Annotated in this window: 19 protein-coding genes; 16 read left to right on the top strand and 3 right to left on the bottom strand. The window is 65.8% G+C overall.

Annotation, left to right across the window (positions count from 1 at the left end; translation table 11 throughout):
- The first annotated feature begins 66 nt into the window (after positions 1-66).
- The 3 genes from ACGLHS_RS14230 (at position 67) to ACGLHS_RS14220 (ending at position 1304) form a co-directional block, all read left to right on the top strand.
- Positions 67-405, top strand: a complete 339-nt coding sequence (locus ACGLHS_RS14230) for a cell envelope biogenesis protein TolA (RefSeq protein ID WP_093241067.1) — start codon at positions 67-69, stop codon at positions 403-405.
- A gap of 156 nt (positions 406-561) precedes the next feature.
- Entirely contained in the window at positions 562-756 is a 195-nt protein-coding gene (locus ACGLHS_RS14225; protein ID WP_093241743.1) for a hypothetical protein, read from the top strand.
- An 89-nt stretch (positions 757-845) separates the two neighbouring features.
- The gene (locus ACGLHS_RS14220) at positions 846-1304 is read left to right on the top strand and encodes a DUF192 domain-containing protein (RefSeq protein ID WP_394480559.1); all 459 of its coding nucleotides are present in this window, start codon (positions 846-848) and stop codon (positions 1302-1304) included.
- A 69-nt stretch (positions 1305-1373) separates the two neighbouring features.
- Here the strand turns inward: ACGLHS_RS14220 and ACGLHS_RS14215 are convergent, their stop codons facing one another.
- On the bottom strand, positions 1374-1955 hold the full coding sequence (locus tag ACGLHS_RS14215) for a superoxide dismutase (protein ID WP_394480557.1): 582 nt from the start codon (positions 1953-1955) through the stop codon (positions 1374-1376).
- A 50-nt stretch (positions 1956-2005) separates the two neighbouring features.
- Positions 2006-3319, bottom strand: a complete 1314-nt coding sequence (gene xseA / locus ACGLHS_RS14210) for an exodeoxyribonuclease VII large subunit (RefSeq protein WP_394481461.1) — start codon at positions 3317-3319, stop codon at positions 2006-2008.
- Between the two features lie 313 nt (positions 3320-3632).
- On the opposite strand from xseA, the gene ACGLHS_RS14205 reads away from it, so the two are divergent.
- The 6 genes from ACGLHS_RS14205 to adk all read left to right on the top strand — a co-directional run bounded on the left by ACGLHS_RS14205 (position 3633) and on the right by adk (position 7454).
- The gene (locus ACGLHS_RS14205; RefSeq protein ID WP_093241076.1) at positions 3633-4265 is read left to right on the top strand and encodes a MotA/TolQ/ExbB proton channel family protein; all 633 of its coding nucleotides are present in this window, start codon (positions 3633-3635) and stop codon (positions 4263-4265) included.
- A gap of 11 nt (positions 4266-4276) precedes the next feature.
- A complete protein-coding gene (locus ACGLHS_RS14200) occupies positions 4277-4702 on the top strand; it encodes an ExbD/TolR family protein (protein WP_371126682.1) in 426 nt (141 codons plus the stop codon).
- The gene (gene lpxK, locus ACGLHS_RS14195; protein WP_394480555.1) at positions 4703-5728 is read left to right on the top strand and encodes a tetraacyldisaccharide 4'-kinase; all 1026 of its coding nucleotides are present in this window, start codon (positions 4703-4705) and stop codon (positions 5726-5728) included. It abuts the gene before it with no gap.
- Positions 5709-5891 (top strand): Trm112 family protein, encoded by a 183-nt coding sequence (locus ACGLHS_RS14190; protein ID WP_057596378.1) that lies wholly within the window; start codon positions 5709-5711, stop codon positions 5889-5891. The genes lpxK and ACGLHS_RS14190 overlap by 20 nt, the downstream gene beginning before the upstream one ends.
- Positions 5888-6661 carry a 3-deoxy-manno-octulosonate cytidylyltransferase gene (kdsB, locus tag ACGLHS_RS14185; RefSeq protein WP_394480552.1) on the top strand — a complete coding sequence of 258 codons (774 nt, stop codon included), beginning with the start codon at positions 5888-5890 and terminating at the stop codon, positions 6659-6661. The genes ACGLHS_RS14190 and kdsB overlap by 4 nt, the downstream gene beginning before the upstream one ends.
- Before the next feature lie 136 nt (positions 6662-6797).
- Positions 6798-7454: an adenylate kinase gene (gene adk / locus ACGLHS_RS14180; protein WP_394480550.1), complete on the top strand. Its 657-nt coding sequence runs from the start codon at positions 6798-6800 to the stop codon at positions 7452-7454.
- Between the two features lie 33 nt (positions 7455-7487).
- On the opposite strand, the gene ACGLHS_RS14175 is transcribed toward adk, so the two are convergent.
- Positions 7488-8450, bottom strand: coding sequence for an asparaginase (locus tag ACGLHS_RS14175; protein ID WP_394480548.1), 963 nt, complete (start codon positions 8448-8450; stop codon positions 7488-7490).
- 73 nt (positions 8451-8523) lie between these two features.
- Between ACGLHS_RS14175 and lexA the strand changes: the two genes are divergently transcribed.
- The 7 genes from lexA (at position 8524) to ACGLHS_RS14140 (ending at position 15299) form a co-directional block, all read left to right on the top strand.
- Positions 8524-9207, top strand: a complete 684-nt coding sequence (lexA, locus tag ACGLHS_RS14170) for a transcriptional repressor LexA (RefSeq protein ID WP_013541704.1) — start codon at positions 8524-8526, stop codon at positions 9205-9207.
- A gap of 138 nt (positions 9208-9345) precedes the next feature.
- Complete coding sequence (locus ACGLHS_RS14165) at positions 9346-9726, top strand: hypothetical protein (protein ID WP_394480545.1); 381 nt, start codon at positions 9346-9348, stop codon at positions 9724-9726.
- A gap of 90 nt (positions 9727-9816) precedes the next feature.
- Entirely contained in the window at positions 9817-10824 is a 1008-nt protein-coding gene (locus tag ACGLHS_RS14160) for a D-2-hydroxyacid dehydrogenase family protein (protein WP_093241093.1), read from the top strand.
- A 60-nt stretch (positions 10825-10884) separates the two neighbouring features.
- Positions 10885-12060 carry an MFS transporter gene (locus ACGLHS_RS14155; RefSeq protein ID WP_394480543.1) on the top strand — a complete coding sequence of 392 codons (1176 nt, stop codon included), beginning with the start codon at positions 10885-10887 and terminating at the stop codon, positions 12058-12060.
- 114 nt (positions 12061-12174) lie between these two features.
- Positions 12175-13695 carry a 3-hydroxyacyl-CoA dehydrogenase gene (locus tag ACGLHS_RS14150; protein WP_394480541.1) on the top strand — a complete coding sequence of 507 codons (1521 nt, stop codon included), beginning with the start codon at positions 12175-12177 and terminating at the stop codon, positions 13693-13695.
- A 43-nt stretch (positions 13696-13738) separates the two neighbouring features.
- Positions 13739-14518 carry an oxepin-CoA hydrolase, alternative type gene (locus tag ACGLHS_RS14145; protein WP_093241102.1) on the top strand — a complete coding sequence of 260 codons (780 nt, stop codon included), beginning with the start codon at positions 13739-13741 and terminating at the stop codon, positions 14516-14518.
- Between the two features lie 61 nt (positions 14519-14579).
- Positions 14580-15299 carry a Crp/Fnr family transcriptional regulator gene (locus ACGLHS_RS14140; RefSeq protein WP_093241105.1) on the top strand — a complete coding sequence of 240 codons (720 nt, stop codon included), beginning with the start codon at positions 14580-14582 and terminating at the stop codon, positions 15297-15299.
- The last annotated feature ends 6 nt before the right edge of the window (positions 15300-15305 follow it).

Here is a 15305-nt window from a genome sequence, read left to right as displayed (position 1 = left end):
CGTTAGTGGCTGACCTTCTGCTCGCCGGGAGGCGTTTCCAACCAATTCTCGATAGAGGAATCATCAATGAGCAAAATTCTCGCAGTCATGATCGCTGGCCTGTTCGCCGCTGGCGCTTACGCCCAAAACCCGGCTGGCACGTCGCCCGAGCAAGGGAACGCCACGAACAGCAAGTCGCAAGAACGCGCTGAAGCCAAGAAGGCTGCCAAGCCCGCTGGCAAGGTTGCTGGTCCTGCTGGCGACGAAGCCAAGACCCCCGAAGGCGGCGCCATCGGTGCCGACAAGGCTGCGGCTTCTGGCGAAAAGCGCGCCAGCACCCGCGACCAACGTCGTCGCAACAAGGACGGCAGCGTGAAGCGCAAGTCGACCCAAGGCGGCACGCCCGACATGCCGACCGCCAAGTAAGTCGGCCTCTCCCCTCAAAAAAGAGCGCTCCACGGAGCGCTCTTTTTTTTCGTCGGCAGTCGCTGCTTTGTTGTCAACCGCCAGAAGCGACCTCCGTTGAATGTCTACCTTCCGCTGGGGAGGGCCATCCAAATCAACGACATCAAAGGATTTTTCATGAACAAGCTGCTCGCAGCCCTGATCGCCGGTCTCTTCGCTGCCGGTGCCTTCGCTCAACAAGCAGAACCGACCACGGCTGCTCCTGCTGCCGCTCCCAAGGTTGCCAAGCATGCTTCGAAGAAGCACGCAGCCAAGAAGCACAAGGTTCGCCACGTCGCCAAGGCCCACACGGCCGCTGCCAAGAAGGTGTAAGCTTTCCAGCTCACCGGCAATGCCCGCTTCAGCGGGCATTTTTATTGGTTACGGGCCGGGCCCTGACCCCGCCCTGAAAGAGTTATCCGATGTTTCAGCGTCTCGCCGCCCTGCTCCTGCTGTCCGCGTCCTTCGTGATGCCGGCGCATGCCCAACAGCAACCCCAAACCGATCTGGCACGCACGCAGTTGTCGGCCGGCCTGTACAAGATCGACGTGCAGATTGCGCAAACACCCCAGCAACGAGAAATCGGCCTGATGTTTCGCAAGGAGATGCCGCAGGCCGAAGGCATGATCTTCGTGTTCGAGCAACCAGCAACGCAATGCTTCTGGATGCGCAACACGATCCTGCCGTTGACTGCCGCATTCGTGGCCGACGATGGCCGCATCGTCAACCTCGTCGACATGCAGCCCATGACCGAGAACTCGCATTGCTCGCTCGAGCCCGTGCGCTACGTGCTCGAAATGAACCAGGGCTGGTTCGCCAAGAAGAACATCAAGAAGGGCGCCAAGCTCGGCGGTGAGTTGTTCTCAGCCACCAAACGCTGAAGTCCTGCTGGCTGAAGCCCACAAAAAAGCCGACCCGAGGGTCAGCTTTTTCTATGGAGAAGCGCGGCTTCAGCCGAAGTTCTTGGCGACGAAGTCCCAGTTGACCAGCTTGGCCAGGAAGGTCTCGACGAACTTCGGGCGCAGGTTGCGGTAGTCGATGTAGTAGGCGTGTTCCCAGACGTCGACGGTCAGCAGTGCGGTGTCGGCAGTGGTCAGCGGCGTGCCGGCGGCGCCGGTGTTCACGATGTCCACCGAGCCGTCGGGCTTCTTCACCAGCCAGGTCCAGCCCGAACCGAAGTTGCCCACGGCCGACTTCACGAAGGCTTCCTTGAAGGCGTCAAAGGTGCCCCACTTGGCATCGATGGCCTTGGCCAGTGCGCCGGTGGGGGCGCCGCCGCCTTGAGGCTTCATGCAGTTCCAGAAGAAGGTGTGGTTCCAGATTTGGGCGGCGTTGTTGTAGATGCCGCCGCTGGACTTCTTGATGATCTCTTCCAGCGTCAGGGCTTCGAACTCGGTGCCCTTCTGCAGGTTGTTCAGGTTCACGACATAGGCGTTGTGGTGCTTGCCGTAGTGGTATTCGAGGGTTTCCTTCGAATACTCGGGCGCCAGCGCGTCGAGGGCGTACGGCAGGGGTGGGAGCACATGTTCCATGGTTTTTTCTCGTGGGTTGGTTGTGGGGAAGGAGGGATTCTAGGAAGTAATTATTGAGGGCGCGTCGGACGCGTTCCCGTTGCTTCGCCGGGCGTGACAGTCAGGTCGACTTCGCCATCCGCAAGCCGTGCGACGACGGCATCACCCGCCGACAGTTGCCCTGCGCTGACGATCGCGTGACCCTCTGTATCGGTCAGCCACGCGTACCCCCGCTGCAAGACCAGGGATGGGTCGAGCAGGCGCAGACGCAGGGCCACGCGCTCCAGCCGTTCGCGTCGTTGCACCAGCGCTCGCTCGAACTTCAAAGGAAAGTCTGCCGCGATCGAACGCGGTGTTTGTGCCAGTCGCTCCCGCCTCGACAGCACGGCGTACTGAAGCCGCTGCGCGTGGTGTGCCAGCCGAAGCTGTTGCCGCGCGACGAGGTTCGAGGGCCGGCCGAGGCGCCCCGCTGCCTGATCGAGGCGCTGCCCCAACGCATCGAGACGACCACCCAGGGCATCGCCCAGCCGTTCGTCGAGCAGGTCGAGCGCGCCGAGCCACACATCGCGCGGTGCGCTGACAAGCTCCGCCGCAGCGGTCGGCGTCGGTGCACGCAGGTCGGCGCAGAAGTCGGCGATGGTGAAATCGGTTTCGTGCCCCACGCCGCTGATCAGCGGCACCGGGCTCTGCACGATGGTGCGCGCCAGCGCCTCGTCATTGAAGGCCCAGAGGTCTTCGATGGAACCGCCACCGCGCACCAGCAGGATCACATCGACCGCGGGCTCGAGCGCATAGAGGGATTGCAAAGCGCGCACCAGTTCGGCCGGCGCATTGGCGCCCTGCACAGCCGCCGGGGCCAGCACCACCGGAATGTGCGGCACGCGCCGCCGCAGCGCCGTGACCACGTCATGCAGCGCCGCTGCGCCCAACGAGGTGACGACGCCCACGGCACGTGGCATGGTCGGCAACGCCCGCTTGCGCGCCGGATCGAACAGCCCCTCGGCCTCCAGCCGCGCCTTGCGTTGCACGAACTGCTCGAACAGGGCGCCCTGCCCCGCACGCCGCAAGCTCTCGACCACGAGCTGCAGATCGCCGCGCGGCTCGTAGACGGCAAGGCGTCCGCGCACCTCGACCTGATCGCCATCGCGCGGCGAAAAGTCGAGCAGCCCGGCGGCACGACGGAACATCGCGCATCGCAATTGGCCGGACTCGTCCTTGAGCGAGAAGTAACAATGTCCACTTGACGCCCGCGAGAAACCGGAGATCTCGCCGCGCACGGCGACCGGATTGAAGCGCGCGTCGAGCGCATCGGCAACCGCGCGGCACAACGCGCCGACGGCCCAGATGCGCGGCCCGGGCGCGGAATTCGCATCACGCAAGTTCACGAAATGCACGCTCGGCGCAATGCCACTCTTCCACAACGGGCGGCAATTTGCCCGTTTCCGGCCCCTGGAGCGGGACAGGTGCACGGTTTCTCGTGCAAGCCATTGATTTCATTGAAAAAAGTGCTGCTCAAAATTCAGTCGATCTAGCAAAAAGCCCGTCCCATGCGGGTTCGGACGCGTTGTGCAGCAGGTTAATCACAAAGTTATCCACAGAATCTGTGCGTCCTTGCCGACACCAAAACAAGCCGCGTGGCGATGGTGGGCTCAGTGGATAATCGCCGCGCATTTGCAGTCTATGGGCCGGAGGATTTTCTTGTTTTCCATCATTGTTGCCGCGGGTTGGCCCATCTGGCCATTGCTCGCCTGTTCAGTCATCGCGCTCGCACTGGTTATAGAACGTTTCACAAGTCTCAAGACCGTGAGGGTACTGCCACCGAAGCTGCTGGACGAAACCATCACTGTGTCGCGAGGCGCCATTCCCGGCCCCGATGTCGTGACAAAGCTGGAAAGCAACTCGATGCTGGGCCAGGTGCTGGCCGCCGGCCTGCGGGCGCTCAACGCCAACCCCCGCTGCACCGAAGACGACCTGCGCGCCGCCATGGAAGCCTCGGGCCGCACGGTCGCGCACAGGCTCGAGCGCTATCTGCCAGCACTGGCCACCATTGCATCCGCCGCGCCGCTGCTCGGCCTGCTGGGCACCGTGATCGGCATGATCGAAATCTTCGGTTCGCAATCGCCCGGCAGCGGTGCCGTCGGCTCGGGCAACCCGGCGCAACTGGCGCACGGCATCTCGATCGCGCTCTACAACACGGCCTTCGGACTGATCGTGGCGATTCCCACGCTGATCTTCTGGCGCTACTTTCGCAGCCGCGTCGACGAATACCTGCTGAACCTCGAACTGTCGGGTGAACGCTTCGCGCGCCATCTGAACGCACTGCGCAAATGACCCGCGCCCGCATGCAGTTTCGCCACGGTGCGCGCGACGAGCCGGAGATCAACCTGATCCCGTTCATCGACGTGCTGCTGGTCATCCTGATCTTCCTGATGCTGTCGACCACCTACAGCAAGTTCACCGAGATGCAGCTGCGGCTGCCGACCGCGGACGTCGACGCGCAGCGCGACTATCCGAAGGAAGTCATCGTGACGGTCTCGGCCGATGGCCGCTACTCGGTCAACAAAGCCGCGGTGGCCGACCGCAACGTGGAAACCGTGGCCGCTGCGCTCGCCGCCGCAGCCACCGGCGGCAAGGACAGCGTGGTCATCATCAGCGCCGACGCAAGCAGCCCGCACCAGGCCGTCGTCACGGTGATGGAAGCGGCCCGGCGTGCCGGCCTGATGCAGATCACCTTCGCTGCCCAGTCGACGGCGCAAGCCGGGCACTGAGTGCCTTCGGAAGACCGCAACAGCAACACCGGCCCTTCGGCCTCGCGGCTGCAAGACGCCTGGCTGCATCGCGGTCTGCTTGCCTGCCTGTTGTGGCCGTTGTCGCTGCTCTATGCCGCACTCTTTGCGCTGCGGGGGTGGCTCTATCGCCTGGGATTGCTTCGGACCGAACGGGTCTTGGTGCCCGTGATCGTCGTGGGCAACGTGATCGCGGGCGGCGCGGGCAAGACACCGGTCGTGATGGCGGTCGTGCGGCACCTTCAGGCTCGGGGTGTACGCGTGGGTGTGGTGTCGCGCGGCTACGGGCGCCAGACCGACGACTGCCGCGAGGTACGCGATGACAGCGATCCGCGCGATGTCGGCGACGAACCCGCGCTGATCCGCCATGCAACCAATGCACCCGTGTTCGTTGCCCGGCGACGCGTCGAAGCTGCACGCGCGCTGCTGGCCCAGTATCCGGCGACGCAGGTCATCGTCAGCGACGACGGCCTTCAGCATCTCGCCCTGGGGCGCGACATCGAGATCTGCGTGTTCGACGATCGCGGCATCGGCAATGGCTGGCGACTGCCCGCCGGCCCGTTGCGCGAAGCCTGGCCGCGCCGCTGCGACCTGATCCTGCACAGTGGCGAACGCCCCGCCTTCGCCGACGGCTACACCGCCAGCCGCAGCCTTGCGGCCGAGGCCGTGACCCGTGATGGAAAGCGCATTCCCCTGGAGGCCCTGGCGAGCAAGCCAGTGATCGCGCTAGCAGCCATTGCGCAGCCCGAGGCGTTCTTCGAGATGCTGCGAGCGCGCGGCCTCACGCTCGCGGAGACCATCGCCCTGCCCGACCACGACAATTTCGATGGCTGGCAGCGCCCCTCCGGCACCGCGTACACCCTCGTCTGCACGGAAAAAGATGCGGTCAAGCTGTGGCGGCAGGCACCCGACGCATTGGCCGTTCCGCTGCACTTCGCACCCTCTTCCGAATTCTTCACCGCGCTCGACGCAAAGCTATCATCGCTCGATGGATACCAAGCTGCTTGAACTGCTCGTCTGCCCCGTCACCAAGGGCCCGCTGACCTGGAACCCGGAGAAGCAGGAGCTCTGCTCGCGCAGCGCGCGCCTGGCCTATCCAGTGCGCGACGGCATCCCGGTGCTGCTCGAGAACGAAGCCCGCACGCTGTCCGACGACGAGCTGGGGCTGTGAGCTTCACCGTTCTCGTGCCGGCGCGCCTGGCGTCGACACGGCTGCCCAACAAACCCCTTGCCGACATCGCCGGCGTGCCCATGGTGGTGCGCGTTGCCCAGCGCGCCAGCGAATCGGGTGCGGTGCGCGTGGTCGTCGCCGGAGACGACCCATCCATCATCTCAGCGTGCAAGGCACATGGCGTCGAAGCCATCCTGACGCGCCAGGACCACCCCAGCGGCACCGACCGGCTGGCCGAAGCCTGCGAACAACTGGGCCTTGACGGCGACGACATCGTCGTCAACGTGCAAGGCGACGAACCGCTGATCGACCCTGCGCTGATCGACGCCGTGGCGTCGGAACTGGCGGCGCATCCGCAGGCCGCCATGAGCACCGCGGCCCACGAGATCGATTCGGTCGACGACTTCATGAACCCGAACGTGGTGAAGGCCGTTCTCGATGCGCAGGGCCACGCCCTCTACTTCAGTCGTGCACCGATCCCATGGTGGCGCGACGGCTCCAGCCAGGGTGCGGCACCAACCGTGCTGCCTTCGCCGGCGCCCCTGCGCCACATCGGGATTTACGGCTATCGCGCGGGCTTCGTGCGCAAATTTCCGTCCTTGCCGCCGTCGCCCGTCGAGGCGACAGAAGCACTCGAACAGCTGCGTGCGCTGTGGCACGGGCATCGCATCGCCGTGCATGTGAGCGACGTCGCGCCCGGACCCGGCATCGATACCCCCGGAGACCTGGCACGCGTGCGCGCGGTCTTTGCGGCGCAACCCAAGCCCTGAGGCAGGGTGTCGCCCGAGTGAAGACGCGGGAAAATCCCCATCGGGACGCGTGCTATCCTCGACGCAACTCCGCCTTGCCCAGCCATGGGGCCGACGCTTGGCGCGACACAAAATCTAAGAACCGTCCGAGGACACCATGAGACTAATTTTGCTGGGCGCGCCCGGAGCGGGCAAAGGCACGCAAGCGGCCTTCATCTGCCAGAAATACAGCATCCCTCAAATCTCGACCGGCGACATGCTGCGCGCCGCCGTCAAGGCCGGCACGCCGCTGGGGCTTCAAGCCAAGGCCGTCATGGACGCCGGCGCCCTGGTCAGCGACGACCTGATCATCAATCTCGTGAAGGAACGCATCGCGCAGGCAGACTGTGCCGGCGGCTTCCTGTTCGACGGTTTCCCGCGCACCATTCCCCAGGCCGATGCCATGAAGGCAGCAGGCGTCAAGCTCGACTACGTGCTTGAAATCGACGTGCCCTTCGGCGACATCATCGAGCGCATGAGCGGTCGCCGCTCGCACCCTGCTTCGGGCCGCACCTACCACGTCAAGTTCAATCCGCCCAAGGTCGAGGGCAAGGACGACGTGACCGGCGAAGAGCTGATCCAGCGCGAGGACGACAAGGAAGAAACCGTACGCAAGCGGCTCGACGTCTACAGCCAGCAAACGCGTCCCCTGGTCGACTACTACTCGGCCTGGGCTAAAACCGATCCGGCCGCCGCGCCGAAGTACCGCGCCATCAAGGGCGTGGGCACGGTCGACGAAATCACGCAACGCGCACTCGCGGCGTTGAGCAACTGATTCACGCAGCCGCCCTTCACCGGGGCGGCTACTTCACACGCCGAGCAATTCCAGCATCAGCGCGACGCGCGCCTTGACTGGGGTGAGCGCGCCCGCATCGCGCAGCCGGTCGTCCGGCCTTGGCAGGATGCGCCCGTTGGCGCAGCGCGTGGCGCGCAGCACGGCAACCCCTTCGTCTTGCGCCTTGAGTGCCGCCGTCTCCAGCGCATGGTGCAGCGTGCCGTTGCCGGTCGCGGCCAGAATCAATCCACGTACAGGCTCTGCGCCCCCCGCCAGCAGCAGTGCGTCGACGATCGCGCCGCTTGCGCCGGCATGGCTCATGACAATCTCGACACGCGGCCATTGGGCCGTGAGCACCTCCAGGGCTTTCGAGGCCTTCGCCGCTCGCTCCGGCCATGCCCTGACGCGGCGCACCGCTCCCTCTTCCACATAGCCGATCGGCCCCGCATCGCCCGATGCAAAGGCATCCAGCCGGTAGGTGTGCACCTTCTGAATGTCCACGCCACTGTGGATCGTGCCCGCGCAAACCACCGTCACGCCGTAGGCACCGTCCGCGGCCGCCACCGCCATCGCGTCGCGCAGGTTCTGCGGCCCGTCGGGGGCCAGCGCAGTGGCGGGACGCATCGCGCAGGTCAACACCACAGGCTTGGTCGGTGCGAGCACCGAATGCAGGAAGAACGCTGTCTCCTCCAGCGTGTCGGTGCCATGCGTGATCACCAAGCCCACCACATCGGGCTGTGCCAGCCAATGCACACAGCGTTGCGCGAGCTTCTGCCAGATGTCGAACGACATGTCCTTGCTGTCAACCTGTGCCACCTGCTCCGCCACCAGCGTCACGCCTTCCGGCGCTTCGATGCCTCCCAACAGGTCGGACACACCCACCTGCCCGGCGGTGTAGCCGATGTTGTCTTCACTGCTGGCAGCCCGTCCGGCAATGGTTCCGCCGGTGCCCAGGACCACCACGCGACGCAACTCGGGCAAAGGGGCATTGGCCATGGCTTGTCAACTTCTAAAAACTGGTTAAAAATACAGGCACTGGATAAATAGCCAGTGCCGCAAGGAACCACATATGCAGTTCGCCGTGAAGCTTACAGCCCGCCAGCAGCAGATCCTGGACTTGATCCAGAGCGCCATCGCTCGCACCGGAGCGCCGCCAACGCGCGCCGAAATCGCCAATGAGCTGGGGTTCAAGTCGGCCAACGCCGCCGAAGAGCACCTGCAGGCGCTGGCCCGCAAGGGCGTCATCGAACTCGTCAGCGGCACCTCGCGCGGCATCCGCCTCAAGGGTGATGCGCTGCGTTCGCTCAACGAAACGCGCCACCGCGAAGGCGGCCAGTTCTCGCTCTCGCTGCCCGGCATGGCGCAACTGGCGCTGCCGCTCATCGGTCGCGTCGCAGCCGGCTCGCCCATCCTGGCGCAAGAACACGTCGACCAAACCTACTACGTCGAGAACACGCTGTTCCAGCGCCAGCCCGACTACCTGCTGAAAGTGCGCGGCATGTCGATGCGCGACGCCGGCATCATGGACGGCGACCTGCTCGCCGTGCAAGCCACCAAGGAAGCACGCAACGGCCAAATCGTGGTCGCTCGCCTGGGTGACGAAGTCACGGTCAAGCGCCTGAAGCGCAACAAGCAGGTGATCGAGCTGCACGCCGAAAACCCCGACTACCCGACCATCATCGTCCAGCCCGGCGAGCCCTTCGAAATCGAGGGCCTGGCGGTCGGCCTCATCCGCAACACCATGCTGATGTAGGCCCCACGGCCTGCTTGTAGCAGCACCCCATCCGGCCGCAACAGGTGGCGGGCGTATGGCGCAGAGTCGCCATCACCCTGTCGCGGCCGATTCAAGAAATCCTGCCTGTGTTCAACCTCATACTTTTTTGGAGTTCACATGGGAATCGCCCTCCTCGCTATCGCTGATTTCTGGATGCCGCTGCAATCGCTCGCCAGCCGGCTGATCCCGGCCCGCCGCCCTCACCGGCTCGACAAGCTCGACCACGCCGAGACTTCCGCCGGGCTGCGTTACGTTGCGGTCCGTCCCGCCTGCACCACCCGCTCGGGCAATGCCTCTGCGTCCACGACGCAAGCAAGCGCACCGGCACGACCGCTGCGTGTGGTTCGCCTGATCGATGGGCACGGCCAGCAACGCGCCAACAACCGTGTCGTGATCTCGGGCCGGATGGCCGATGTGTGCGCTGAACTCGACCGCCTTGCGGCGCTCGAGGCTGCGGAAAGCATGGTCCCGGCACCTCGTTCCGCACACCTGCACTGAGCCTCGACGCCCCTGAGAACGCCTTCAGGGGTGGGTATCCAAACGTTCACGGCGGAGACATCCCAATGCTGCGAGGCACAATGGCACGCCATGAACATTGTGATCCTCGACGATTACCAGGACGCCGTGCGCAAATTGCGCTGCGCCGCCAAGCTGGACGCGTACGCGGCCAAGGTCTATACCAACACGGTGAAGGGCATCGGGCAACTGTCGGTTCGCCTCAAGGACGCCGATGTGATCGTGCTGATCCGCGAGCGCACGCAGATCTCGCGCCAGCTCATCGAGAAGCTGCCCAAGCTCAAGCTCATTTCGCAGACGGGACGGGTCGGTGGCCACATCGACGTCACGGCCTGTACCGAGCGTGGCGTGGCGGTGGCCGAAGGCACCGGCTCTCCGCAGGCACCTGCCGAGCTCACATGGGCGCTGATCATGGCCGCCATGCGCCGGCTGCCGCAGTACATCAGCAACCTCAAGCACGGTGCGTGGCAGCAATCGGGGCTCAAGTCGGCCTCGATGCCTCCCAACTTCGGGCTCGGCTCGGTGCTCAAGGGCAAGACGCTCTGCATCTGGGGCTATGGCCGCATCGGCCAACTGGTCGCGCGCTACGGCCAGGCTTTTGGCATGCAGGTCGTGATCTGGGGTCGCGAAGCGAGCTGCGCCAAGGCGCGATCCGACGGCTTCCAGGTGGCACAGAACCGCCACGAGTTCTTTGCCCAGGCCGACGTGCTCTCGGTGCACCTGCGGCTCAACGAAGAAACCCACGGCCTCGTCACGCTGGAAGACCTCTCGCGCATGAAGCCGACGGCACTGTTCGTCAACACCTCGCGTGCCGAACTGGTCGAGGCCGACGCCCTGCTGGCCGCGCTCAACCGTGGACGCCCTGGGCTGGCGGCCATCGACGTGTTCGAAAGCGAACCACCGCTGCAGGGCCACGCCCTTCTGCGCCTCGAAAACTGCATCTGCACGCCGCACATCGGCTACGTCGAGCAGGAAAGCTACGAGAGCTATTTCGGCCAGGCTTTCGACAACGTCGTGAGCTACATCAACGGCAACCCCACGAACATCGTGAATCCAGGCGCGCTGCAGGTTCGCCGGTGAGCTCATGAGCCGCCGGGCCGCCCCAAGGCGAATACCGCAGCCAAAGGCTGAGGTCACTCAGTGACCCGGCCTGCGCCGCGGGGCGCCCTCTGGGCGCTGCTGGCCGGCAATTTCGTGATCGGCACGGGTGTGATGGTCGTGCCCGGCACGCTCAATGAAATCAGCACATCGCTTGCCGTCAACGTCGCGACTGCGGGCCAACTGATCACAGCCGCCGCCGCGGTGATGTGCATCGGCGCTCCGCTGCTGGCCGCGGCCGTCGCGGGCTGGGACCGCCGCCAGCTGCTGGCCCTCACCCTGCTCTGGTATGCCGCCGGGCACGTCCTCTCAGCGCTGATGCCGAGCTTTGCCGCCCTGCTGCCGGTACGCATGCTCACCGTGATCGCGCCCGCGATCTTCACGCCCCAGGCCGCTGCCTGCGCCGGCATGCTCGTGCCGCCCGAGCAGCGCGGACGCGCCGTGACTTTTGTCTTTCTGGGCTGGTCGATGGCCTCGGTGCTGGGCCTGCCCATCGGAGCGCTCATCGGTGGCCACCTGGGCTGGCGGATGGCCTTCCTGGCGATTTCGGCGCTGAGCGTCGTGAGCGCGGCCTCGGTCTGGCTCACCCTTCCCCAGGGCATCCGCCCGGCCGCGCTGACCGCCGCCGCATGGTCGCGCGTGCTTCGCAGCCCGGTGTTGATGGGCATCGTCTCGGTCACGGCGCTGCAAGGGGCCGGCCAGTTCGTGCTCTTCAGCTATTTCGGCCCGATCCTCAAGCAGGGCTTCGGTGCCGACGCCACCACGCTGAGCGTGATGTGGGCGTTGTTCGGCGCCTGCGGGCTGGTCGGCAACATGGTGGTCAGCCGTTTCATCGACCGGATCGGTGCCGGGCGCATGGTGCTGGTCACGACCGTGCTGATCGCGCTGAGCCTGCTGCTGTGGCCGATGGCCTCCACGCTGGCCTGGCTGGCCGTGGTGCTCGTGCCCTGGGGCCTGGGCTGCTTTGCCACCAATTCAGCCCAGCAGGCGCGCCTCGTGGGCTTGGCGCCCGCCCTTGCGCCGGGCTCCGTCGCGCTGAACAGCTCGGGCATCTATACCGGCCAGGCAGTGGGCGCGGCGCTCGGCGGCTGGCTGCTGGCCAACGACGCGGCGACCTGGATGAGCTGGGTCGGCTTTGCAATGATGCTGATCGCCATTGCCCTGAGCACGGCCATCGACCGCAGCCACCGGCCGGCCACGAATCGCGCCCCCGCGTAAGACCCGTCACGCCCTGACCGCGCGAAATTGCAAAATCGGAGCCTGCAGCCGCGCTTCGCTCCCCGCCCGCGCGGCAGCCACGGATACCACCCAACCAGCGAAAATCTTCATCCAATGACAGTGAACTACACCCGAATCGGCGTGATCGGCGCCGGCGCCATGGGTCGCGGCATCACCCAGATCGCCGCCCAGGCGGGCAGCGAGGTGCTGCTGCTCGACAGCTTTGCAGGCGCCGCCGAGCGCGGCTGCGAAGCCCTCGTCGCCCAATGGAACAAGCTGCACGAGAAGGGCAAGATCGACGCCGCCGCGCGCGATGCCCAGATCGCCCGCGTCAAGGCGGTCGATTCCATCCAGGCCCTGGCCGGCTGCGATCTGGTGATCGAAGCCGTGGTCGAAGACCTCGAGGTCAAGCGCAAGCTGTTCCGCGAACTCGAAACCGTGGTGGGCCCGACGGTCACGCTGGTCACCAACACCTCCTCGCTTTCGGTCACGGCCATCGCGGCCGGGCTGGCGCACCCCGAACGCATCGCGGGCTTCCACTTCTTCAACCCTGTGCCGCTCATGAAGGTGGTCGAGGTGGTCGCGGGCTTCAAGACTGCGCCCGAGGTCTGCAAGCAGCTCGCCGGCTACGCCGCCCAGATGGGCCACAGCGCCGTGCAGGCGCAAGACACGCCCGGCTTCATCGTCAACCATGCCGGCCGCGGCTACGGCACCGAAGCCCTGCGCATCGTTGGCGAGGGCGTGGCCGACTTCGCGACCATCGACCGCATCCTGAAAGACCAGGCGGGCTTTCGCCTCGGCCCGTTCGAGCTGATGGACCTGACGGCGCTCGACGTTTCGCATCCGGTGATGGAGTCGATCTACCACCAGTACTTCGAGGAGCCCCGCTTCCGCCCGAGCGTGATCACCGCGCAGCGCCTGGCGGCCGGCGCACTGGGCCGCAAGACCAACGAAGGCTTCTATCGCTACAACGACGGCGTGATGCAGCAGACGCCCGAGGCGCCGGCGCCCGCGGTGGAGGGCGCGGCGTCGGTCTGGGTGTCGCCGCGTGCAGCGCGCCGCGCCGAACTGCTGCGCCTCGTGAACACGCTGGGCGCGCAGATCGACAGCGGTGCCACGGCCGCGCCGCATTCGCTGATCCTGGTTGCGCCGCTGGGCTTCGACGTGACCACCGTCGCCGCCGTCGAACGCCTGGACGCCACGCGCACCATCGGCATCGACATGCTGATCGACGACGTCGCCACCAAGCGCCGCGTGCTCGCCACCAACCCGGCCACGCGCCGCGACATCCGCGATGCCGCGCACGCCCTCTTCGCGCGCGACGGCAAGGCGGTGAGCGTGATCCGCGACAGCGGCGGCTTCGTCACGCAGCGCGTGATCGGCACCATCGTCAACATCGCCACCGACATGTGCCAGCAGCGCGTGTGCTCTCCGGCTGATCTTGAAACGGCTGTGCAGCTGGGCCTGGGCTATCCACGCGGCCCGCTCGCCATGGGCAACCTCTACGGCCCGACCAACATGCTCGAAGTGCTGTTCAACCTGCAGACGGTCTATGGTGATCCGCGCTATCGCCCGAGCCCGTGGCTGCGCCGCCGCGGCGCGCTGGGCCTGAGCCTGCTGCACGAAGAAGAATAAACAGACAAACAACTGACCGACCGACAGGAAACGCGACACAGCGATGACCGCCGAACTCAAGAGCACCAGCGAAGGCAGCACCATGGTGCTGACCATCGCCAACCCGACCCAGCGCAATGCGCTGGGCCCCGAGATTTACGCCGCGGGCATCGAGGCGCTGAACGGCGCCGAGGGCAGCGCCGAGATCCGCAGTGTCGTCATCGTGGGCGAAGGCGCATGGTTCTGCGCCGGCGGCTCGCTGCAGCGGCTGCTGGCCAACCGCGAGCTCGACCGCTCGGTGCAGGCCGAGAGCATCGAGGGCCTGCACAACTGGATCGACTCGATCCGCACCTTTCCCAAGCCGATCATTGCGGCGGTCGAAGGCGCGGCGGCGGGCGCGGGCTTCTCGCTCGCGCTGGCCTGCGACTTCGTGGTGGCCGCGCGCGACGCGGTCTTTGCAGCCTCGTACAGCAACGTGGCGCTGTCGCCCGACGGCGGCCTCAGCTGGCACCTGGGGCAGCAACTGCCGCGCCAGCTGGCCAGCGAATGGCTGATGAACGGCGAGCGCATCGGCGCACCGCGCCTGCACGCGCTCGGGCTGGTGAACGAGCTGACGGAAAACGGCCAGGCATTGGCGGGCGCACTGGCGCTGGCTGCCAGGCTCAACGCACGCGCGCCGAACTCGCTGGCCAGCATCAAGGAGTTGCTGAGCGAGGCACGGGGCGCCACGCTGGCCTCGCAGCTTTCGCAGGAACGCGACCATTTCGTGCGCAACCTGCACCATGCGAACGCGGGCATCGGCATCGCCGCGTTCCTCGACAAGAAACCGCCGCAGTACGAGTAACGCCAAACGGCGTCGCTCCCGTGACACCCATCAGCTTTTCAGTCGCCGAGAGGACAGACCAATGGACGACCCCATTCTTACCATCGAAGAACGTGAAGCGATCAACAGTGGTCGCTGGTTTTCTTCCCTATCTCCATCGCTACGGCACGACATCCTCCGATGTGCTTTCGTCAAACGCTACAAGGACGGCGACCTGATCGCTGCCCGCGGCGACCCGCCCGAACACTGGATTGCCTGCGCCAAGGGCGCGGTGCGCGTCAGCTCGACGGCCGTCTCGGGCAAGCAGGTGACGCTGACCTATGTGGAGCCGGGCATCTGGTTCGGCGACGTGGCGATGTTCGACGGGGACCGGCGTACGCACGACACCTACTCGCACGGCGACAGCACGATTCTTTGCGTGGCGCGGGCCGACTTCCAGAAGATCCTCGCCTCGCACGTGGAGCTGTACGAAGCACTGATGCGGCTGCAGGCACGCCGCATCCGCACATTGTTCGGGCTGGTGGAAGACCTCAACACCCTGCCCCTGCGGGCGCGGCTGGCCAAGCAGCTCATTCACCTGGTGCGCAGCTACGGCGTGCCCAACCTGGAAGACGGCAGCCAGATGCGCATCGGCCTGCAACTGGCGCAGGAAGAGCTCGCGCAGCTGCTGGGCGCTTCGCGCCAGCGGGTCAACCAGGAACTCAAGACCATGGAGCGCGAGGGAACGATCCGGATCGAGCCGGGCGGCCTCGTCGTTTTGGATCGCGCGGCTTTGATGCGCGTGTCGGAAGCAGAAAGCTAGAAAGCT

The sequence above is a fragment of the Variovorax sp. VaC1 genome (genome assembly GCF_043658315.1).
In the GTDB taxonomy this organism is placed as follows: domain Bacteria; phylum Pseudomonadota; class Gammaproteobacteria; order Burkholderiales; family Burkholderiaceae_C; genus Variovorax.
This window is presented reverse-complemented; position numbering and strand designations above follow the sequence as displayed.